Consider the following 20,152-nt stretch of genomic DNA (forward strand, 5'->3'; position numbering starts at 1 on the left):
CCATCCGCTGCATCGACTCCCGGCAGATCCGATATCACTCCCGGATCTCGGCGTCGGTAAACGACACCGCCCGCATCACCTCCAGCAGCTTGGCTTCCAGATCTGTCGGGGTGCGCCCCGCCCGCAGCCGTCTGCGGCCTGCAAAGCCGTCCCCAAGAGCGCATAACGCTTCCCCGCCCCCGCCTGCGCGGTGCGTGAATGAAGTGTGCGTTCCAACCAGCAGTCGCTCCATCCGCTGCAAGCGTTCCTGCGTACTCGTCGTATCCACACCAGCCATACGCCTGTACCCCTGTATCACCGGCCAGCTCGGAATAGAGCCTGACCAGCACGAACTACGGCCCATCCCGAACCAGGACAAATGTGGCCCCAACACGCCCAAAAACCGCCACTCGGGACGCACAACCAGGAGCAACCGCGAAGGCGAAGCGCGCAAGAACCGGCCTCGGAACCAAACGACAGCACGGTAACCTGTTCCACTCCTCTACTGCTGTCGGTGGTCCCGACAACCAACGTTGGGTGAATCGTCTACACTCCAGAGCCGTTGTTCCGCTGCGCGATTACGCTCGCGTAGGTGCCGAGCCCGGTGGTGTGCGACCACGCTTCGGCTGTTGCGACGCTGAGACCCAGTAGGCGGCTGACGATCGTCGGCGGTATCTGTGTGCACAGATCGAGCAGGGCCGCTGCTCGCGTCGGAAGGCCGTGGATGCCTATTCGATGCAGCTGAGTGACCATCTGGATGTAGCTGATGTGCCTGCCGGGCTGCGCGCCCGGGAACAGCCACACGGACCGCTTCCGCCGAGCGATCGATGCTTTACCGGAATGCTCTTCGATGAGTCGCACCATGAGAGCGTCCAGCGGCTCGGGTAGATGCAACGGCAGCGTGCCGAGTCGTACGTAGACGCCGTCGTCGCTGCGCATAACCCGATCGACGGTCATTTCCACGAGCGTCGCCATCGGCTGTGCATACAGCAGCACGAGTAGTCCGGCGACGCGATATGGCAGTGCTATCTCGTTGTTGTGCAGGATGTTTCGTGCTATTTCCCATCGCTGGTCCGCGTCGATGGGAGGCGTATGTTGCCTCGACTTGCGGACCGGGACAATCACATCGCCGACGTGCCCGCGCTGCGCCGCCCACCGGAGGAACGCACGCAGGTGGTAGCGCGTGGTCGGGCCGGTCGTCAGCCACTCATCGACATCAAATTGGTCGAGTTGGTGCAGTTCTCGTTCTCGTCCGCGCAGCCACTCGAGGAATTCCATCACGGTCCTGATGCGGTTGCGCAGGCCGTTGATTTGTGATGCCGACGCAGGACGTGAATCCAGGCTGCGCCTCAGACGAGGCAGGCAGTGCCAGGTGATGAAGGATCGCAGTACCAGCAGGTCGTCCTTCGAGCTAATGGTGTTGAGCTCGGCTGTGATCCAGCGCTGCAGCGCCGCGACGTGCTCGTCTCGGGTCGGGAGCATACCGGCGTAGACCAGCACCGACCGAAGGTGTTCGATTTGCTTGCTGGATCGGGCGTCGAGGGCATCGTGACTGATCGCGTATTCGCCGGTCGCCAACGCCCGCAGTAGCTCGGCGGTTGTCGGGTTGCCGGGCCGGCGGCCACGTTTACCCAGCCATTCGAGCAGTTGCCGCGGTTCCCCGCCATAAGCGTGGTGCGCAGCGGCTGCAGTTCGGCAGGGATGTTCCCGTCAGGTCCGGTGAGCAGCTCGGTGAGCGCCGCGTCGGCCGCGCAGTGTTTGCACAGCCCGCGGTGGTGCAGTCGTTCCGTCACCCCACACGATGTGCAGGTGGCGAACCATCGAGGATCTTTGCGGTGGCAGGTCGAGCAGACCGGCCCGCCGTCTGGTGTTCGAACGTGGACGCGCAGATTCTTGCCGCACGTGACGCAGGGTTGGATGGGGCGGGCACATGCTTCACAGCGCGGCGCGCCGGCGGCAGTACCGAAGCACGGTTTCACCAGTCCGCAGACTCCGCACTCGGCGAGCGGAGCGGTCGTGCAGGTGTCGCACACCGGTTCGCCGATGTCGTTGTGAGAGGCGACCTTTCGGCGGCGACCACAGATCGCGCAAGTTTCGTGGTTTATCGGCTCGTTCTGATAGCAACTCCGGCACAACGCCTCACCATTTGGCGTGCGCCCTGATACTTTGGCGTCGCGTTCGCATCGACAACAGCGCTGGTAGTGTCGCCGGTCATAACAGCGGTGGCACACACGTAGTCCGTCGAGGGCGTAGCGCAAGGGCAGCAGCGCGTCGCATACCGGACACGGTGGGACAACCACCTGACGTGACCCGGCGGCGGCAAGGGCCTCCAGCGTGGCCACCAGCCGCGGACTTCCTTGCGCGCCATCGCCGTTCAATAATTCCGGGTGCTCCTCCAACTCCCACATCAACCGGCGTTGGTAGTGCGGGCGTCTTATCGTCGCAGCCACAGCGCGCCGGACGGCAGGCGCATCGAGGTCGGTGATTCTCCCACAGATCAGCGAACACACCTGATCGAGTATCAGGTGGTCATCCTTCGGCGCGCAGCCCGCGCACAACGCCCCACCGTGACGGTCGCGGTAGCGGCCCACCATGTGCCGCCCGCACTCCGAGCACGCCACCTTGGCGGCACGACGCTTGGCGTCGCAGCCGGTGCAGATCCGCACGTGACCCACCTGCGCGGGCAGCGGGTTCTGTTGGCCGCAGTCCGCGCATCGCGGTAATACAACCGAATTCGCGCCAGCCGTGACGAGCGCCGCGATCAGTCGTCCCACCGACACCGGCCCCTCCGGTCGGCCAGAGATTAGCAAGTTCCGGTCGTTGACCAACGCCTGGGCCAGCTTCCGACGGGCAGGCCGATTGGTTGCCGCCTGCTCGATCGCGACACGCACTGCGGCCTCGCCCAGCGCCGGCTCCACCGTCATGACGACATCGGTGATCACACCGACCGGATCGACAAGCACCCGCCCGCCGTCTGCATCGGACAACCGGTCCGTCATGACTCCGGTCGCACGATTCGCGCACGCCTGGGCCGGAACGATCCCACGCCGGATTCTTTGCCCAGTTTTTCACCGGATGCAGTCTTGCGGCGCCGGTTGGCACCCGGCAAGGCGACAGGCTCGATCAGGTCCTCCATCGAGCAGTCCAGAATCACCAGCAGTGCCATCAGCACCCGCAGGCTCAGCCGCTCCGGCCGCTCGGTCACCAGCCGGTGAATCTGGCTCGACGACAGCTCGATTCCCCGCTCAGCCAACAATGGTTGCAACGAGATCGTCGTGAACAACCCTCGCATGGCCATGACTTCCCGCAGATTCCAGCAATAGTCCAGTTTCTCGATCACCGCTCGTCATCTCCTTCCCCGCTGGTCGGCTGTTCCCTCAGCCGCGCCAGGTCGATCGCCTGCCGCATCATGGTGTTGGCGAAATCGCCACTCACCGACGTATAGATGCTGGTCGTGGACTGGTACACATGGCCGACCTGCGACTGGATGAACTTCGGGTCCACGCCGTCCTCCACCATGTGGGTCACGTACGAATGCCGAAGACAGTGCAACGACAGCTTCTTGTCCAGGCCCACCGCGTCGCGATACATCCCGAACCGGTCGTCGATCTCGCCCGAGCCCAACCGGCCTCCGCGCTCGGTCAGCCACATCGCCGGATGCTCCGCGCGCCCGAACCGCGGCCAGATGTTCGACAGGTAGTCCTCTACCGCCTCGACAGCCCACGACATCAGACTGGCGACCTCGCGCCGCTTGTAACCCGAACCGCGACTTCCCTTTCCATACCGCACATGCAGCATCCCGAACCGTCCGAGCTCCGCTGCTTTGGCATTGCGATACCAGTCCGCGCGATCCAATCGCGACGCTTCGGTGCACCGCAGCCCCCACCCGTACACCGTCTTGAACAGCGTCGAGTCGCGGTAGGCCGTCAGAGCGCCCTTACGTCCCACACGCACGGCATGTTCAACACGTGAATCGACGTAGTCGAACAACGCTTGCAACTCCTCCCGCGTCAGTGGGCGACGCCGAGGATCACCCCGGTAGTCCGCCAGGTGTCGCGCCATGTTGTCCTCATGGCACACCTGCACGGGATGCGTACCGAACCGATCCTCGCATTCCTGCGCCCATCCGTACCGCGGGTCGAGCAGGAATTCGCAGAACAATATCAGCGCGCCTTGGGTCTGTTGAAGGGTCGACCTCGCCCGATGTAGTTCACCGATCAGATGCGCCGACCATTCGTCGACCATCGCCGACGTCCAATTCCACGGAAACTCGTTCGTATAGGCGACGAACCGACGGATCACACCTACCCGGCCTTGCACACATGCACGCCCCAACCCTCGACCGCCGTACTGTTGGCGCGCCCATCCAGTGAGCATCGCCTCGAACACCGCCTCCTCGGGACGAATCAGCGCCACACCCGATGCCAGCACCAGCCGAGCCGACCCTTCCGGCGCGTCATCTCGCGACACGATCACCTCCCGCCAAACGGGATAATCTTCGATCAAACGGGATATGACGTCAAGTCCGCACGTCAAAGCCCCCGTAATCCAATAGGATTCGTCAGACGCGTCAAACGCGGACAGCCCACTTCATTGCTCCGCCTCCTACCAACCTCTCCCACCTGATGCGACTTCCGAGGGTGGCTGGAGGAATTCTTCGTCGCCGCACCCGATCCCGTGGTGCCTAAACAGCGGGTGGGGTTCGAACCCCGCTGGCACGGCCACGCCGACGACCGCCTGCCCGCGCTCGAGCAAGCCGCCCACGACGCCGTGGCAGCCCGCCACGCGACATAGCCAGACCCCGGCCGGATTCCGTCGTCACCGATGAACGGCAACGATCGCGGAAACCAGCCTGCTGGACGCGGCGGTGCACGCCCGCATCACCAACGCCCTATTGCCCCTTGAACGCCAGACCGGAGAACGCCTTCCGGTCTGGCGTTCTGTCGTTTCCGGAAGGTGGCCCGTCATGCCCGATACCCTCCCTGTTGCGCTGTGCGCGGTCTGCGGCAGTGGTGACCCCGATGACCGGTACCCGGTCGAAGACCAGTTCGTCTGTCCTCGCTGCGCGGGGCGGATATCGCGGTGTGATCGCTGCCGCGAGCCCTCGCTCGCGTTGATCGACACCGCCGATGAGCAGCAATACTGCGCCAAATGTGTAGGCGGCTTGCGGTCGTGTATCTCCTGCGGCAAACCCACCAGCCCCGCAGTGCGGACCGACACCGACGACCCAGTGTGCCTGCGCTGCGCGACCGTGTTGTTCGACGTCTGCCTCCAGTGCGGCCGCTACACCGCCAACGGCCGCTACGTCGCCGGCGGGTACCGCGCCTGCACCCGCTGCGTCCACCGGCTCACCGCCTGCCCGCACTGCGACACCCTGACCCGCCCCGGTCACGCCTGTGACTGTCTTACAGGCCAAGACCATGTCTGGCACTACACCTACAAACCCGACCCCCGCTTCCACGGGGAGGGCCCTTTGTTTCTGGGTTTGGAGCTGGAGATCATCGTCCCCGGCTACCGCTACGGCGAATGCGTCACCCTCGCCACCGAGCACCTCGGCGGCCTGGGGTATCTGAAGCAGGATTCCTCGATCCGGCCCACGGGATTCGAGTTGGTGACCCATCCCATGTCCTACCGGTATGCGATCGACCGGTTTCCCTGGCCGCTGCTCGAGGCGTTGGAAGACCTCGACTGCGACACCGACTCCTCTGTCGGTTTGCACGTGCACGCCAGCCGCGACGGGTTCGATTCCCCCGCGCATATCTACCGGTGGATGAAGCTGTTGTACCGCAACGAATCCGCCGTCTCCACCCTCGCGCGGCGCCGCTCCCGATACGCACCGTTCGACCGCACGGCGCGGGCACGGGCGAAGGACACCGCCAAAGGCCCTCAGCACGCGCTGGGTTTGGAGCGGTATCAGGCGATCAACCCCTACCCCCGCAAAACCCTCGAACTGCGGGTGTTCGCCAGCTCCCTCGACACCCAACGGGTGCAGGCGGCGCTGGCGTTCACCGCCGCCTCCATCCACTACACCCGCGGCCTGCGCATCGCCGATGTCCGCGCCGGTGGCTGGGAATGGGGCCGCTTCGCCGCCTGGGTCGCTGATCACCCCGACTACCAGCCCCTGTGGGCGGAGATGGAGGACCTGGAATGTGCTTGCTGACCTACCTGCCCGCACAGGTGACCCCCGACCCGGACGCGTTGGCCTACGGTGCGCAAGCCAACCCGCACGGCCACGGGTTCGCGATCGTCACCGACCACCGGATCCTGCTCGGGCGCGGAATGAACGCCGAGCGCGTGATCACCGAATTCCTCAAGGCACGTGCCGCGCATCCGGCCGGTCCGGCGTTGTTCCATTCCCGCTACGCCACCCACGGCGCCATAGGCATCCACAACTGTCACCCGTTCCGGCTCGGTGGTGACCCCCGAACCGTGCTGGCGCACAACGGGACACTGCCCAAACGGGTGCACCCCGGTCCTTACGACCCGCGCTCGGACACCCGAATCGCGGCCGAGGAGTACCTGGCCTCGGCGCCGTTCGGGTCGATCGACACCCATCGCGGGGCGCGGGGGCTGGCGTCGTGGCTGGGGGCGAGCAAACTGCTGATCCTCACCGTCGACCCGGCCTACCAGCACCACGCTTACCTGTTCGGCCACCACCACGGGTACTGGCAAGACGAAGTCTGGTACTCCAACAACAGCTACCTGCCCTTGGCGCTGCGCTGGCCGAAGCGACGCCGGTACCTGTGTGGGTACTGCCAGACATTGGACCTGCACCGCGCCAGCCGCTACTGCGGTGAGTGCGGCTGGTGCTTCGACTGCGAAACCGCCTTCCCCGACTGCACCTGCCACACCGCACCCACCGCTTCCGGTCATCGGAAGCTGCGCGCGCTGCCCTCGGCGCATCACCCTCCCCGCCAGCAAGCCAGCGCCCCCTGAACCCCTAGCGCGCCACCACGGCCTGCCGCCCATTCAGAACCCCCGCACACCGCCTGCTTCCTCGGCTGGGTGCGGGGTTCTTTCCATCCCACGAGAAGGGACCTGATTCGTCATGCCCGCCTCCACACTCCCCGACGCGTCGTGTGAGGAATGCTCCAGCCCGGTCCTCGGCGAGGACCTCATCGCCACCGTCGACGGCGATCGGGTGTGCCCGGGTTGCGCGGACGCGCTGTCGCGCTGTGACAACTGCGCCGGCCACGCCCGCGCCGATACCCTGGCCCGCACCGTCGAGGACGCCCTGCTGTGCCGGGAATGCCTGACCGGCTGGCAGCGGTGCGGGGAATGCGACGTCTACACCCGCGACATCCGCAGCGTTGTCAGCACCGACACAGAAGTCTGCGACGAGTGCGCGTCCGGCTACGAGACCTGCGACGACTGCGCCGGCCTCGCCCAGGATGTCTATTGCGTCGACGGCGGTAACCGGGTGTGTGAGCGGTGCGCGGACGAGGACTACCACGAATGCTGCGAATGCTTCACCCTCGTCCCGCTCGACACCACCTACTGCGACAACTGCTTCGACACCTACTCCCCCACCCATCACGCCGTCCACGACTCCTACTACACCCCCGCACTGCGTTTCCACGGTGACGGCCCGCTGTTCCTCGGGATGGAACTGGAGATCAAAACCCCCGACCGCAGCTACCGCGACGCGGTCGACACCGCCGTCGCGCACATCCGGGACCTGGCATATCTGAAGGAAGACGGCTCGATCTCCTGCGGGTTCGAACTCGTCACCCACCCCATGTCCTATGAGTTTGCGCTGCAACGGTTTCCGTGGCAGCTGCTGGGTCGGCTGCGGTTGCTGGGCTGCTACACCGACGACGGCGTCGGCATCCATGTCCATCTCTCCCGCGCCGGGTTCTCCTCCCCCGCCCACGCCTACCGCTGGCTGAAATTCGTGTACCGCAACGAACACGCGGTCACCACGCTGGCGCGGCGGCAGGACCCGGAATGGGCGCGGTTCTCCTTCCAGCAGCGGTCCAACGCGCAGGAGTACGCCAAGGGCGGCACCGACGGCTACGGCCGCTACCAGGCCATCAACGTCTGCCCGGAAGACACCTTCGAGCTGCGGGTCTTCGCCAGCTCCCTGCACCCCCAGCAAGTCCAAGCCGCATTGGCGTTCGCGGCGGCGTCGGTCGAATACACCCGCGGGCTGTCGGCGGCGGATATCGCGCGCCGGCGCGGCTGGGAATGGACCGCCTTCACTACCTGGGTGCGCTCGCGGCCCGACTACTCCCCGCTCCTGGCTGAAATGGAGGCCCTCGCGTGTGCATCTTGACATTCGTCAAACCCGGTATCAGTCCCGACCTCGACGCTCTGACCAGTGGGGCGTTGGCCAACCCGCACGGCCACGGCTACGCCGTGCTCACCGACACCGGCATCCTCGTCGGTCGCGGCATGAACGCCGAGAAAGTGATCACCGAGTTCGCCGCCGTGCGGGAGCGTCATCCCGAGGGGGCGGCGTTGTTCCATTCCCGGCTGGCCACCCACGGCCACCTCACGGTGGACAACTGTCATCCGTTCCTCGTCGGCGGTAACGAGCGAACCGTGCTCGCGCACAACGGGATCCTGCCCGACAACGTCCACCCCGCGAAGGGCGACAGTCGAAGCGACACCCGCATCGCCGCAGAGGACTTCCTGCCGAGCATGCCGTTCGGACCACTGGACTCCTGGGCCGGGCGGGAGCGACTGGAGCGGTGGCTGGGCGGCGACAAAATGGTGATCTTGACCGTCGACCCCGCCTACAAGCACTCCGCCTACATCTTCAACGAGCGCTACGGGCACTGGGACGGCGGAATCTGGTACTCCAACCGCACCTACCTGCCGCACACCTGGGGCTACAGCGCCGCCGTGGACTGGGAGTGCCTGGGTTGCGGCGAATTCGACCCCGAACAGCCCGGCCCGCACTGCACCGCGTGCGGTTTCTGCGCCGAATGCCTGCGCCCGTTTCCCCGATGCGACTGGGAGGCGTTCGACGGCATGGACCGTTACGCCGACCTGATCGAACTCGAAACTGCCTGACCACGCACATCACGGCCTGGTCGCCGACCTTCGGCCTCGACAACCTCCCGAGAAAGGCGGATCTTTCCGTGCCCTACTACCCGAATCTGGCCACGATCCTCATCCGGCTGCACGACGTCGACGGCCACAGCGTCATCGCCAGCACCGACAGCCACCACGTGCGGCTGCTGCTGCGCGACCGCGACAATCCCGACACCGACTGGCGCTACGCCGACCTGAGCCCGAACGCCTGCGACATCCTCGCCACAGCGCTGGCCACTGGCTCCCGGCCCGGCCGGATCCGCCGAGCCACGTGGTGGCGCCGTCTGCGGGGCGGTCGCCGATGAGCGACCACCACACCCTGCCAGCACCGATCGCTGAGGCATCCGAGCAGCAGTTCCTTCGCCTGGTCCTCGCGCGCATCGACGCCTGGTTCGACGACGAGGCCGACCTCGACGACCTCGGTGCCGCCCGCGACATGCTGCGCCGGCGTCTGGCCAGCACCGCCGCGGCCTCCGGGGACAGCGAGGGTGGTGATCCGGTGGTCGCGCTCCTCGCGACCGAACTGCATCGGCTCCGCCGCGCCCGGGTGGCGGCCACGGTCATCACCCGCGGCGGCCATGTCCACGACCACGTGCACGTCCAGGCGGTGCACCGCCACCACACCGTGCTCACCCGCGCCGGCGAGCAGGCCGGGGTGCTGCTGCCGTTGAGGTTCATCGAATCCGTCCGCCCACTCGGCGGCGGCACACCCGAAGCGGTGTCCCCCGAGTTCTCCCACCGAAAGGAGTGCTGAGCATGGCTTCGGTCGTACTGTGGTTCCCGCTGTCGAAGGTGATCGACCTCGCCGAGCACGCGATGGCCGCTTCGCAGCATTCCCGCTGTCCGTATGCCGATCCCGGCCCGGCGGTGCCGTCGCTGATCTGGGTCAAAGACCACGGCATCTACCTGATGAGCAACGGCATCCCCCACCAGCCCGGCGAATCCGACAGCCCCGACTACCAGGCGCACGTGGTCTACGCCCTCGACCACGGCCCCGGAACCCACTGGATCCATGGTGACCCGCTCGGTGACGACTTCGTCGAATACCTCGATCTCACCGAGGATTTCGACGGCCACACGCTCATCGAGCTGATCCGCGCCTACGCCGCGGTGAACGGGTGGTTGTCCATCACCGTCTCAACCAGCAGCTTCGCCATGAGGTTCAGCCCAACCGCCTCCACCCCCACGCCATCTGCTGGCGCTGACCAGCACCCGCCCCAAGGCGTGGGGTGATCGCGGTGGGGATTGAATCCAGCCGCTACCTCGCCCGCTTGCAGACCGATCCTCGATATCGGTCGGTCCTGCCCGACCTCGCTCCCACCGCACAGGTGCTCGTCGCGGGGTATCACGCGGCGTTCTCCACTCCGCCCCGACCGGGCGCCTCGATCGGCGTGTTCCCCGGCATTCACCCTGGCGTGGCCAGAGCGGGGGTGGCGGTCGTGATGGCGTTGGTGCGCATCGAATACGCAACCCACGTCACTGTCGATGAGGACGGCGGCAGCCGAGACATCTGGCAGCGACAGCTGTTCGATCGGTTGCCGAGCGGGTACGGGTGGAGGCTGCTGCCCGCCCAGCTCGATGAGCGTGGCCGGTGGGTGGTCGCGCGCGGCAATCTCGCTGCCAGCGGCCTCCAGGCGTTGCTGCCGCGGTCGGTCAGCATCCAGGTGCCCGGCGCACCCGTCGCGGTCGCGGTGCACGACCTCGACCCGCACACCGGTCGCCGCTGGCCGTGGTGATCACCAACGCTACAGAGCTGGTGACCTGGATCGAAGCCAACCTTCCCCACCGCGACCCCGACCGGTTCGAACCCTGGATCGCCGAACCGCCCGTTCCGGGCGCGTTGCGCGCGGTGATCGAGGTCCGCATCCATGCCCCCCGGACCGCCGAGCGGGTGATCCGTCTCGAGGTCTCGGCCGCACCGATCCAGTCCACCGAGTCCTGACACTCTGCCCGTCTGCCACTGCAGGTGGGCCCATCCTCCGAGTGATTCGAGGTGATCGTCGTTGACTGAACCCGTAGTACCAGTACCCGCGCGGCCGCCGATCCCTGTGCGGCTGGCGCACGCACCGCTGGCGCAGGGACTGGTGGTCCCGCACATCACCCTCGCCCACCGCGACCGCACCCGCCCGGTCTGGGGCAAACTCGACCACCGGCGACTACGAGAGGCGCTATCACGCAGGCTGTGCCAGGTCTGCGGGCAGCCCCTGGATGACCGGGTCGTGCTCTACATCCGCCCGGCCGACCACCTGCGCGGAATCTCCCCAGAGCCGGGCGTGCATCCCGAATGCGGGCACTACTCCCGACAGGCGTGCCCGATGCTGGCAGGACGGCAGACTCGCTACAACCCGCACCCGCCCGAGAAGTTCGCCCGCTGCGAGGACCCGGCTTGTCAGTGTCGGCGGTGGCAGGCCAACGAACGCGACTCGCGGGAGGCGCCGCGCGAAGGCCAGCCCGCTGACGCCTGGTACGAGGTGTGGATTCCTATCTCGGACTACACCACCGTCCACGATCCTGGCACCGACACCGCACCGCCGGTGACTGGTATCGAGCTGCGTGGAGCGAAACTGTTGAAGATCCGGAAGGTCCGCGACGCCGCACCCGCCGCCGACGGGACGTCTCACCCGGTCGACCTGCTGCGCGCTCATCTCGCGTTCGCAGCCATGTTCGGCTACGGGGGCCTGCGGCTGTGACGGCCACGGGCAGGACGCGCGCCCGCATCGGCGCACTGCCGCGCACGCCGAAGATCGGTGCAGCCCGGTTGCGAGAAAGTTCCGGTGTCGTGTGACCGGCTTGTCTCCCGCCGCACCGAAGCGCTGCGTGGACGCTCAGCGCTCGGCACACCGAAGCCCGTCGCCGTCCTGTAGGACGCCTAGCGCACCCGTCCCGGTCGCGGTGCGCGACCTCGACCCGCACACCAGCCGCCCCCGCCCGTGGTGATCACCAGCGCCGCCGAACCAGTGGTCTGTATCACGCGAGTCCGGGGCCGTCATGCGCTCCACCTTCACATTTCATCGATCTCTCTCGAAAGGTGCTTCTCGCTATGGGCCAGTTCTTCAGAGCTGTCCTGCTCGCCGATGACGCCGACGACATCGTCGGCTATGTCGACCCGTGGGACTACCACATGAGCATCAAGCTCATGGAGCATTCGTGGATCGGCGACGAATTCGTTGAGGCAGTTGAACGGTTGCTGACCGAACCAACCCGGGTCGTGTGGGCCGGCCACTATGCCGACATCGAGGGCGGTGGCATCAAACCGGAAAACCTCTATGACCGTGCAGATTCCGCAACTAAGGCCACGGTCCCGGACTCGGCCGTCATCGGCCGCTATGTCATCAACCATGACAAGCGGGTCTACGTGGACAAGAACGTCGTCCCGGCCAACGACGTTGAGCTCCGCATTCATCCGCTTCCGATCCTGACAGCGGAGGGCAATGGGCGAGGAGGTGGCGACCTCCACCCGCAGCGCGCCATCAGCGATCTCGGATTCGAGGCAGTGGGATCGTGGGCTCGTGACCGCATCACCGTCGGAACCGCCGTCCCCGATGGCTACGGGCAGCTGCATTTCGACCTGATCGAACACTGGTAGCAGGCGCTTTCGTCAACTCCGAGGTCACTGTGCCCCGCCCGGCCGAAACAGCGTTGTGAATAGCACCGATGTATCGGAGCGCCAGCACCGACGGTCAGACCGAACAAACCACGGAAACGGCAGGTCGTCGCCAGCGTGGGCCTCGTCGACGGTGTGATCCTCACCGAGATCCTCAGCACGAGGGTCGAGGCGTCCATGGATCCCTTGGTAGATGATCCGGTCGTTCTGCCTGCGGTAGCCATGTTGACGAACAGGTGAGGGTACACCGGCAGAAGACGCATGGTGTGGCCGCCCGCATCTCCCGCGTGTGGTGCGCGCTTGAATGGGGCATCTCCTGGTTCGAATGGGCGACGGGGCTAGTCTGCCTACAGGGGTTCGGACTTCATCGGGGGGACAGTCACTTTCGCTTTTCCGTCGGTCGAAGCCCGATGCTGCCCGCGCTGGGGTGCCGCCCGCTGCTTCACCCGGCGTCGAGGCGCGGTGGTGGATGCGCCCGTCCCCCTCCCGGGCACATCCACCGTCCCCGCCTCACGCTCTCCAGCGATTCCGCCACCGCCGCGGCCAGCGCCGTTCGGTGCGCGTGTCTTTCTGCGGTGTCTCGCCCGATGTGGGTGAGGCGCGCTCCTGTCCCAGTGATCGAGGAGGTTTGTCGTGTCGTTCGTCGATGATCCCGGCCGTTTCATCACCGAGCAGTTGGCCAGGCTGCCCGAACCGCCACACCGGTCACTGGTCGTGATGACCTTGCGCGAACCCACGTCCGGGTCGGCCGGGTATATCGGAGTGGAACGCTTCCGCCACGAAGACCTGGCCCGAACCGGCCATTACCTGGCCACCAGCCCGATCCTGGCCCACATCCGCCGCTGGTGCGCGGAGTATCGCCCCGTCGCCGTCGCCGTGGTCGTGGTCGACGACCCCCTCGGTACACGGTTTCCTCGCGACGAGCACCGCGTACTAGCGGCCCGGATCCGCGATCAACTCACCGACCTGGGTGTCGGGCGGTTCGCGGCGTGGTCGGTCACCGGCCGCGACCCGGGCCACCCGTGGGCGAGTCTGTTCGGCAGCGAGCACGGTCTGCTGCCCTACGCCGCGCCGCGCGGCCACAGCGCCGCCGACCTTCCACCCGACCTGATGCCAGATGCCGGTCTGGCTGCCGAGGTCGCGGCGCTCGTGACGGTGCGTGGCGGTGACCGTGAGCTGTCGCGGGAACGACTGCGGCTGGCCTCGATGCAGGTCGAGGCGGTCCGGGACGAGGGTGTGCTGTCGGCTGCGGAGGTCGCCGAGCTCGCCGATGCACTCACCGACGGGCTGGTCCGCGACAGCCTGTATGCCTTCGCCGTCGGCGCGAAGGGACAACGCGGACAGCGGTTGTGGGCGCTGTTGGTGCGGGCGCTGCCCGCACCACACCGCACTGCGGCGGCAATGCTGTGCGCGGTCACCGCCTACGTCGACGGTGACCGTGACCGGGCCGCGGCGGCGATCGGCATCGCGGTGGCCGATGACCCCGACAACCCGACAGTGCAGGCGATGGCTGCCGGAATCCACCGCGCCGTCCCGGTCGCGCTCTTGCGCGCCGCGATCAGTGCCGGGCGCGCGAGCGCCCTGCAACTGGGCATCGACATCGACTGAACCCCGCACCCGCATCAATCCCTGTGGAGGCTTCATGATTCCCGCATCGCACACCCTCTCCCGCCGGCTGGCGTGGGCGATCCTGGCCCGCGCCGCGTTGACCGCCGCGCCGGTCGTGCGCGAGCTGATGGCCACGCACGAGGTCGAGGAGGCCGCTGCCCAGCTGGCCACCGGCCGGGTTGCCGCCACCGGTGTTCCGGATGCTCTGGCGGATCTGGCCGCCCGCGACCTCGACCACGCTGCCTCGGTTGGGGCTCGACTGGTCACCCGCGACGATGCCGAGTGGCCGAGGGCTGTGACCGACCTCGACGTGCCTGGCATCACTGCGGGGAGTCCGGTGGTGTTGTGGATGCGCGGCACACTGCGGCACAGTCCGCTGGCGCAGTTCCACGTCGCGGTCGTCGGAGCGCGCGCCGCCTCCGACTACGGGGTGCACGTCACCCATGATGTCGCCGGTGATCTGGCCGAGCGCGGTTGGACGGTCATCAGCGGCGGAGCGTTCGGGATCGACGCCGCCGCCCATCGTGCGGCGCTCAACCGGGGTGGCCGCACGGTCGCCGTGGTCGCGACCGGGTTGGGTCGCACCTACCCCGCCCCACATGGCGAGCTGTTCGACCGGATCGCCGAGACCGGGCTGCTCATTTCCGAGTACCCACCCGATACTCCGGCCGCCAAACACCAATTCCTGCAACGCAACCGGCTCGTCGCGGCGCTGTCACGGGCACTGGTCATCCCAGAATCGGGGATCCGCGGCGGTACTCGCAATACCGCCCGCTGGGCGCACCAACTCAACCGCCCGGTGTTCGCGATCCCCGGCCCCGTCTACTCCTCAGCATCGAGGGGCTGCCACGACCTGATCCGCTCCGGGCACGCCCGCCTGGTCACCGATGCCCACCAGGTCATCGACGACCTGCACGCCGACCCCGCCGCGCTCGGCTGACCAGGGGCATCCGTGGGCTGCCACCACGTAACCGCCCGCAGGCATTGCTGATCTGGCGACAGCACTTCGTGTCCGTATCCGACCCACCCGTTGCGGCGGCGTCGAGTCCGTCCCATTGATCCCAGGAGGTTTGTTCATGTCCGCATCCAGCCTTGCCGTGCAGTCCCTTGCTCGTGGCGACTACGACCGTCTCGAGCACCTCGGCTACGCCGGAGCCGCGCCCGACATCACCGATTCGGCGGTGCTGGAGCGCTGGCGCGGCGACTACCCCGGCTGGCGGGGCCGCTACTGGGCGTTCCTCGACGACGACGAACACGGCGTGCTGCGACTGCACCCGATCAACGTCGCCCGCCACAGCGCCCAAAGCGCCGCCTGACCTCTCATCCGCCCTCGGCGCATGCCCGTCCTGTCATGCCTGTATCCGTCTTCCGGCGCGGCGGCCTCACCTGTGACTGGTGGGGTCGCCGCGCCGCTTGTCATCAAGGAGCCATGTTGACTACTTCGACCCTGACCGCCGTCACCGACCCCGGCACCGACCCCGGTCCTGGCATCGACCCCGGTCCTGGCATCGACCCCGGTCCTGGCATCGACTCGGTGACTGTCGAGGAGACCACATCCGTGGCTGCGAAGCAGAGCACTGCTGTGGTCGAGGACTCCACCGTCCTCGAGGAGCCCGTGGTGCTCGATGTGCCCGAGGCCAAGGCGGAGTATCTGGATCCGGCGGAGTTGGTGATCGCCGAAAACGTCCGCAAGAGTTTCGATCTCACCGCGCGCCCGGAGGAAGCGGCGTCGATTAGGGAGTTCGGTGTCGGCAACCCCATCCGCGCCGAACGCGAGCCCGACGGTTCCGTGCATGTCGTCGACGGGCAGATCCGCACGCTGATCGCGCGCGAGGTCGGGTTGACGCGGGTGCCGGTGTGGGTCACCGACGCCCCCACCGACGTCGACCCGAAGGAACGCCGGATCGCGCGGACGTTGACCCAGATCAACCTCAACGACCGCCGCGTCCCACTGACCGACGCCGACCGCGCCACCGGCATCGCGTTGATGCTCGACCTCGGAGCCTCCGCCACCCGGGTCGCGAAAGGGTTGCAGCGCAAGCGGTCGGAGATTCAGAAGACCGCCGCGGTCGGCGGCTCCCACACCGCCAAACAGCTGCTGGAACAGCGCCAGTACACCCTCGATGAGCTCGCGGTGATCGCCCACTACGACAACCTCGGCGACACCGACGCGGTGCAGCGGCTGGCGACAGCGGGCCGGTGGAGCTTCGCCTCCACCGCCAAGCGGATCGAGCACGACCGCGCCGAAACCCGCGCCCGCCTTCACGAGTCGCTGCTCTACGGCGCGTACGGGTTCGGGGTCCTCGCCACCGAACCCGACACCAGCGAACCGGACGCGGCCTACATCCCGGCCAGCGAGCTGGTCACCGCCGACGGTGAGCCGGTCAGCGAGGAACAGATCTACACCGACCCGGCCCGGTGGACGGTGTACCTCGAGGTGCAGGAGAACGGGCTGCTGGTCGACAAGGACACCGGCGCGATCATCGACCCCGACACCGTCGACTGGAGCACCCACGGTGATCTGTCCGCCGAACCCGCCGACGGGCGGGTGCACGCCGAGCAGGTGCAGCGGCGCGACCGCTGGATCCCCACCTACTTCCTGCCCGCCAGCGCACTGCCCGACAGCGGCCTGCAACAGATCGTCCCCGACACCGGTGACTGCTCCGAAGAAGCCGCCGCGAAGGCGGCCGCCGAGCGGGAGCAGGCGCGCCAGGACCGGCGGCGGGTGATCGAGCTGAACAAACGCGGAGATGCGGCCAACGCGCGGCGGCAGGAGTTCCTGCCGCGCCTGCTGGCCGGACGCACCCCGCCGCGGCAGGCGGCGGCGTTCGTCGCCGAATCCATCGCCCACACCCTTGATCCGAGCGTGTTGCAGAAGGTGACCAAACTGCTCGGCGTCGGCGGCTCCACCCAGCAGCTGGTCGCAGCGATCCATGCCGCGACACCGTCGCGGGCGTGGATGATCGTGCTCGCCATGCAGATCGCCGCCGCCGAAGCGCCGATCGGCAAGAGCTTCTGGCGCGACAGCTCCGCGGCCACGCAACGGTATCTGCATTTCCTCGCCGACGCCGTAGCCGGAACCGAGCTGGACTTCGCGCTGGTCGATGTCGAACAGGCCGCCGCCGGAGACATCGACTACCACGACATCGACCTCGCCTCCTGACACCACCACCGCTGTTTCTGGGCGGGAGGCGATCCGGCGGCCCGTGCTGCCACCGAGGGCCACAACTCGGTGGCAGCACGATCGCCGATCCATCCCCAGACGTCCACACTTCGTGAAGGAGCATGCTCATGGCCGGAGACACCGTGCTGACTGTGATCGGCAACCTGACCGCCGATCCAGAGTTGAGGTTCACCCCCGCCGGTCACGCGGTCGCGAACTTCACCGTCGCCTCCACCCCGCGGTATCACGACCGCAACGCCAACGAGTGGAAAGACGGCGAGGCGCTGTTCATGCCGTGCAGCATCTGGCGCGAGGCCGCGGAGAACGTTGCCGAGTCGCTGACCAGAGGTGCGCGAGTGATCGTGTCCGGCCGGTTGAGGCAGCGCAGCTGGCAGACCGCCGAAGGCGACAAGCGCAGCCGAATGGAACTTGAGGTCGACGAGATCGGGCCATCGCTGCGCTTCGCCACCGCCAAGGTCAACCGCGTTTCCCGCCATCCCGGAAATGGCTACAGCCGCGCGGCGGCCGGTCGTTCCGACAGCGATGACCGGGCCCGGGACCTCGTGGGCGCGGTAGCGGGAACCAGGAGCGATGACCCATGGGGGTTCAACGCCGTGAGCTCCTTCGGCGGTGGCTCTGAGGTGGAAGATCCGGCGTGCTGATCCGAACTCACGCGCATCGTGGTCGCCGGTACTGGCAGCCTGGCCCTGACCTTTCGGGAACGAAGATTCACTGTGCGGCCACCGCTGATCAGCTCGTGCCGTCGAGTTTTCGGTGGGTGAGGGCTGATCGTCTGGCCGTCTGTCCCGCCTTGCTGAGTGCTACCAGGCCGTGATCCCGCCACGGCTGCGGGCCCGCGCCCCGGGCGTCACCGAATTCGCCCGCGCGACGTCCACCATCCGCGCCGGCCGGTGCGCTCAGCGCACGAATTCGCCGCCGCCCGGGTGGGCGCGTTCCCTTCGCCGTGTCGGGATCCCACCCTGGTCGGTCGCACTCAGGCGGGTCAGACGACCAGCCGCCCAGCCCCGTGCCGGGGTTCGTGCTGTGCGCGCGTCCGGTACGGGGCCGAGCTGTTTCCACGACAACGACAGGAGTCCGTGATGACCGCTACGTTGAACACTCCCGAAACTGCTGTGGCCGATTCCCCGTTCGCTGAGGCGCTCGGTGAGATCGAGTACCTTCTCGAGGTCGATCCCGACCGGGCGCGTGAGCGTTTCACCGAGGTTCTGGCCTTGGCCTCCCCGCAGGAGCGCCAACTGCTCGACCGGGCCGCGGACCTGTTGACCCGGTCCCCGTTCAAGGTCGCGGCACGGCAGCTGGGCCGGATGGCCAAGAGCCGACCCGAACTGCGGGACATGATCATCGCTTACACCGCCGACTCCGAACCCGGTCTGTATCGGCCCGAGATGCCCCAGCAATCCGACATCTCGATCGAGGCCGCCGAATGGGTGCGCCGCTCCATCCGCGACCGGCGCAACCGTGACCGGCTCACCGCCACCCCCACCGCCGCCACCGACGCCGCGCGCCTGAGCACCGAGGCGATCGCCGCTCGCCGCGCAGCCCGCACGCCGGTGCCCGCCACGGTCAATCTGCGTCACCGTGACCGCGACCGCCGCGCAACCGAGCGCGGCGAGCAGATCTACGCCGCCTACGCCGCAGACCGGCTCTACGCGATCGACACCGAGCCCGACACCGACCGAACCCCGCCGGTGCCCGAACCACACAAACCCCTCGACCTGATGTGGGCGCACGTGCAAGCCGACCTGTGGGACCGCAGCTACTTCCTGCACGTCGCCCACTGCTACACCGAGGCCGACCGACACCTCCTCGCGCCCGAGTCATCTCCGCGCCGCGGCGCACGCGACGGCCGTGACAGCGCCCTCGATCAAGCCGCTCGCGCGTTCCTACGCGACCACGATACCGACCCCGCTCCCGCGGGCGGCGGTGATCGACGCACACGCTCTCGCCGTGCCCGCCCCGCCCTGCCGCCGAGGCTCACCCCGGCCGACCAGAGCCGGTTCGCAGCCCGGCGCACCGGGCTGCCCGTTCCCGACGACCGCGACGAGTATCTGCCCTACACCGAACTCGACATCCGCGAGTCCACCTGGCAAGGATCGGGATTGGACTACGACCTCGCGGCCATGACCCCCTACCTCGGCTGGCCGTGCGTCGGCTGCTGGATCGACCGACCCGCCAGCGACCGACGCGCGCTCCACGCCCTCGAAGGCGACCACGTCAGCGACGACGGTCTCTGCGACGTCTGCCGCGCCGACGGCCACCCCGGCATCGCGCCGCTGGCCCCGGGGTGGGGCATGCGCAGCTTCGCCGACTCCCGCTGCGCCTACATCGCCGCCACGCACCCGCGACAGGCACGCGCGATCCTCGACCGCATCCGCGCCGCCGCCGCGAACACCGGCCCCACCTGGCGCTTGATCACTCGGTGGATGGCGATGAACCTCGACCAGACCACCCCTGTTGCCCCGACACCGCGACCGGCCGCCCGCCGCCCACGCAGAACGGCGGCGCTGGGAGCCGGGCAGCGGATCGGCCGCTGCGACGCCTGCGCCCGCCCCGGTGTCGTCCACGCCGACGGCTACTGCACCACCTGCCGTATCGACCTCGGTCTCGTCGCGGCCCGCCGCCAATCGACCGCGGCCTGAACCGCGCCCGCGTCCTCACCCGATGATCCCCGGTCCGCCGTGGCTGCCACCGCGCCCACGGCGGACCGGTCACCACCCCGAACTGTTGAACAGACCCAT

The 20,152-nt window shown here is 67.6% G+C and carries 21 protein-coding genes; 17 read left to right on the forward strand and 4 right to left on the reverse strand.

Annotated elements, in window-relative coordinates; translation table 11 throughout:
- Positions 1 to 34 precede the first annotated feature (34 nt).
- The 4 genes from ACL03I_RS13195 to ACL03I_RS13210 form a co-directional block, all read right to left on the reverse strand.
- A complete protein-coding gene (locus ACL03I_RS13195; protein ID WP_412806046.1) occupies positions 35 to 277 on the reverse strand; it encodes a hypothetical protein in 243 nt (80 codons plus the stop codon).
- A 248-nt stretch (positions 278 to 525) separates the two neighbouring features.
- Positions 526 to 1,557: a hypothetical protein gene (locus tag ACL03I_RS13200; protein WP_412806047.1), complete on the reverse strand. Its 1,032-nt coding sequence runs from the start codon at positions 1,555 to 1,557 to the stop codon at positions 526 to 528.
- A 1,417-nt stretch (positions 1,558 to 2,974) separates the two neighbouring features.
- Complete coding sequence (locus ACL03I_RS13205) at positions 2,975 to 3,319, reverse strand: helix-turn-helix domain-containing protein (protein ID WP_412806048.1); 345 nt, start codon at positions 3,317 to 3,319, stop codon at positions 2,975 to 2,977.
- Positions 3,316 to 4,356: a tyrosine-type recombinase/integrase gene (locus ACL03I_RS13210; protein WP_412806184.1), complete on the reverse strand. Its 1,041-nt coding sequence runs from the start codon at positions 4,354 to 4,356 to the stop codon at positions 3,316 to 3,318. The genes ACL03I_RS13205 and ACL03I_RS13210 overlap by 4 nt, the downstream gene beginning before the upstream one ends.
- Positions 4,357 to 4,945: 589 nt before the next feature.
- Between ACL03I_RS13210 and ACL03I_RS13215 the strand changes: the two genes are divergently transcribed.
- The 17 genes from ACL03I_RS13215 (at position 4,946) to ACL03I_RS13295 (ending at position 20,053) form a co-directional block, all read left to right on the forward strand.
- The gene (locus ACL03I_RS13215) at positions 4,946 to 6,139 is read left to right on the forward strand and encodes a hypothetical protein (protein ID WP_412806049.1); all 1,194 of its coding nucleotides are present in this window, start codon (positions 4,946 to 4,948) and stop codon (positions 6,137 to 6,139) included.
- A complete protein-coding gene (locus ACL03I_RS13220) occupies positions 6,127 to 6,915 on the forward strand; it encodes a class II glutamine amidotransferase (RefSeq protein ID WP_412806050.1) in 789 nt (262 codons plus the stop codon). The genes ACL03I_RS13215 and ACL03I_RS13220 overlap by 13 nt, the downstream gene beginning before the upstream one ends.
- Before the next feature lie 112 nt (positions 6,916 to 7,027).
- Positions 7,028 to 8,254, forward strand: coding sequence for a hypothetical protein (locus ACL03I_RS13225; RefSeq protein ID WP_412806051.1), 1,227 nt, complete (start codon positions 7,028 to 7,030; stop codon positions 8,252 to 8,254).
- Complete coding sequence (locus tag ACL03I_RS13230) at positions 8,242 to 8,997, forward strand: class II glutamine amidotransferase domain-containing protein (protein WP_412806052.1); 756 nt, start codon at positions 8,242 to 8,244, stop codon at positions 8,995 to 8,997. Before ACL03I_RS13225 ends, ACL03I_RS13230 begins: the two co-directional genes overlap by 13 nt.
- A 68-nt stretch (positions 8,998 to 9,065) precedes the next feature.
- Positions 9,066 to 9,323, forward strand: a complete 258-nt coding sequence (locus tag ACL03I_RS13235) for a hypothetical protein (RefSeq protein ID WP_412806053.1) — start codon at positions 9,066 to 9,068, stop codon at positions 9,321 to 9,323.
- Positions 9,320 to 9,772 carry a hypothetical protein gene (locus ACL03I_RS13240; protein WP_412806054.1) on the forward strand — a complete coding sequence of 151 codons (453 nt, stop codon included), beginning with the start codon at positions 9,320 to 9,322 and terminating at the stop codon, positions 9,770 to 9,772. Before ACL03I_RS13235 ends, ACL03I_RS13240 begins: the two co-directional genes overlap by 4 nt.
- Before the next feature lie 2 nt (positions 9,773 to 9,774).
- Positions 9,775 to 10,251, forward strand: a complete 477-nt coding sequence (locus ACL03I_RS13245) for a DUF3085 domain-containing protein (RefSeq protein ID WP_412806055.1) — start codon at positions 9,775 to 9,777, stop codon at positions 10,249 to 10,251.
- 5 nt (positions 10,252 to 10,256) lie between these two features.
- On the forward strand, positions 10,257 to 10,754 hold the full coding sequence (locus ACL03I_RS13250) for a hypothetical protein (RefSeq protein WP_412806056.1): 498 nt from the start codon (positions 10,257 to 10,259) through the stop codon (positions 10,752 to 10,754).
- Complete coding sequence (locus ACL03I_RS13255) at positions 10,751 to 10,960, forward strand: hypothetical protein (protein WP_412806057.1); 210 nt, start codon at positions 10,751 to 10,753, stop codon at positions 10,958 to 10,960. Before ACL03I_RS13250 ends, ACL03I_RS13255 begins: the two co-directional genes overlap by 4 nt.
- Positions 10,961 to 11,021: 61 nt before the next feature.
- The gene (locus tag ACL03I_RS13260; protein ID WP_412806058.1) at positions 11,022 to 11,708 is read left to right on the forward strand and encodes a hypothetical protein; all 687 of its coding nucleotides are present in this window, start codon (positions 11,022 to 11,024) and stop codon (positions 11,706 to 11,708) included.
- 350 nt (positions 11,709 to 12,058) lie between these two features.
- Positions 12,059 to 12,604 (forward strand): hypothetical protein, encoded by a 546-nt coding sequence (locus ACL03I_RS13265; RefSeq protein WP_412806059.1) that lies wholly within the window; start codon positions 12,059 to 12,061, stop codon positions 12,602 to 12,604.
- Between the two features lie 651 nt (positions 12,605 to 13,255).
- Complete coding sequence (locus ACL03I_RS13270) at positions 13,256 to 14,230, forward strand: DUF4192 family protein (RefSeq protein WP_412806060.1); 975 nt, start codon at positions 13,256 to 13,258, stop codon at positions 14,228 to 14,230.
- A 34-nt stretch (positions 14,231 to 14,264) separates the two neighbouring features.
- Positions 14,265 to 15,170, forward strand: coding sequence for a DNA-processing protein DprA (dprA, locus tag ACL03I_RS13275; protein ID WP_412806061.1), 906 nt, complete (start codon positions 14,265 to 14,267; stop codon positions 15,168 to 15,170).
- A gap of 136 nt (positions 15,171 to 15,306) precedes the next feature.
- Positions 15,307 to 15,546 carry a hypothetical protein gene (locus ACL03I_RS13280; protein WP_412806062.1) on the forward strand — a complete coding sequence of 80 codons (240 nt, stop codon included), beginning with the start codon at positions 15,307 to 15,309 and terminating at the stop codon, positions 15,544 to 15,546.
- Positions 15,547 to 15,662: 116 nt separating this feature from the next.
- On the forward strand, positions 15,663 to 17,393 hold the full coding sequence (locus tag ACL03I_RS13285; protein WP_412806063.1) for a ParB/RepB/Spo0J family partition protein: 1,731 nt from the start codon (positions 15,663 to 15,665) through the stop codon (positions 17,391 to 17,393).
- Positions 17,394 to 17,521: 128 nt separating this feature from the next.
- On the forward strand, positions 17,522 to 18,055 hold the full coding sequence (locus ACL03I_RS13290; RefSeq protein WP_412806064.1) for a single-stranded DNA-binding protein: 534 nt from the start codon (positions 17,522 to 17,524) through the stop codon (positions 18,053 to 18,055).
- 438 nt (positions 18,056 to 18,493) lie between these two features.
- The gene (locus tag ACL03I_RS13295; RefSeq protein WP_412806065.1) at positions 18,494 to 20,053 is read left to right on the forward strand and encodes a hypothetical protein; all 1,560 of its coding nucleotides are present in this window, start codon (positions 18,494 to 18,496) and stop codon (positions 20,051 to 20,053) included.
- The last annotated feature ends 99 nt before the right edge of the window (positions 20,054 to 20,152 follow it).

The organism is Nocardia sichangensis (genome assembly GCF_047200615.1).
GTDB lineage: Bacteria > Actinomycetota > Actinomycetes > Mycobacteriales > Mycobacteriaceae > Nocardia > Nocardia sichangensis.

Coding starts and splice junctions, on each gene's coding strand:
- ACL03I_RS13245 (WP_412806055.1), top strand. CDS start 9,775: ATGGCTTCGGTCGTACTGTGGTTCCCGCTGTCGAAGGTGATCGACCTC.
- ACL03I_RS13195 (WP_412806046.1), bottom strand. CDS start 277: ATGGCTGGTGTGGATACGACGAGTACGCAGGAACGCTTGCAGCGGATG.
- ACL03I_RS13290 (WP_412806064.1), top strand. CDS start 17,522: ATGGCCGGAGACACCGTGCTGACTGTGATCGGCAACCTGACCGCCGAT.
- ACL03I_RS13220 (WP_412806050.1), top strand. CDS start 6,127: ATGTGCTTGCTGACCTACCTGCCCGCACAGGTGACCCCCGACCCGGAC.
- ACL03I_RS13295 (WP_412806065.1), top strand. CDS start 18,494: ATGACCGCTACGTTGAACACTCCCGAAACTGCTGTGGCCGATTCCCCG.
- dprA (WP_412806061.1), top strand. CDS start 14,265: ATGATTCCCGCATCGCACACCCTCTCCCGCCGGCTGGCGTGGGCGATC.
- ACL03I_RS13225 (WP_412806051.1), top strand. CDS start 7,028: ATGCCCGCCTCCACACTCCCCGACGCGTCGTGTGAGGAATGCTCCAGC.
- ACL03I_RS13240 (WP_412806054.1), top strand. CDS start 9,320: ATGAGCGACCACCACACCCTGCCAGCACCGATCGCTGAGGCATCCGAG.
- ACL03I_RS13210 (WP_412806184.1), bottom strand. CDS start 4,356: ATGCTCACTGGATGGGCGCGCCAACAGTACGGCGGTCGAGGGTTGGGG.
- ACL03I_RS13265 (WP_412806059.1), top strand. CDS start 12,059: ATGGGCCAGTTCTTCAGAGCTGTCCTGCTCGCCGATGACGCCGACGAC.
- ACL03I_RS13280 (WP_412806062.1), top strand. CDS start 15,307: ATGTCCGCATCCAGCCTTGCCGTGCAGTCCCTTGCTCGTGGCGACTAC.
- ACL03I_RS13215 (WP_412806049.1), top strand. CDS start 4,946: ATGCCCGATACCCTCCCTGTTGCGCTGTGCGCGGTCTGCGGCAGTGGT.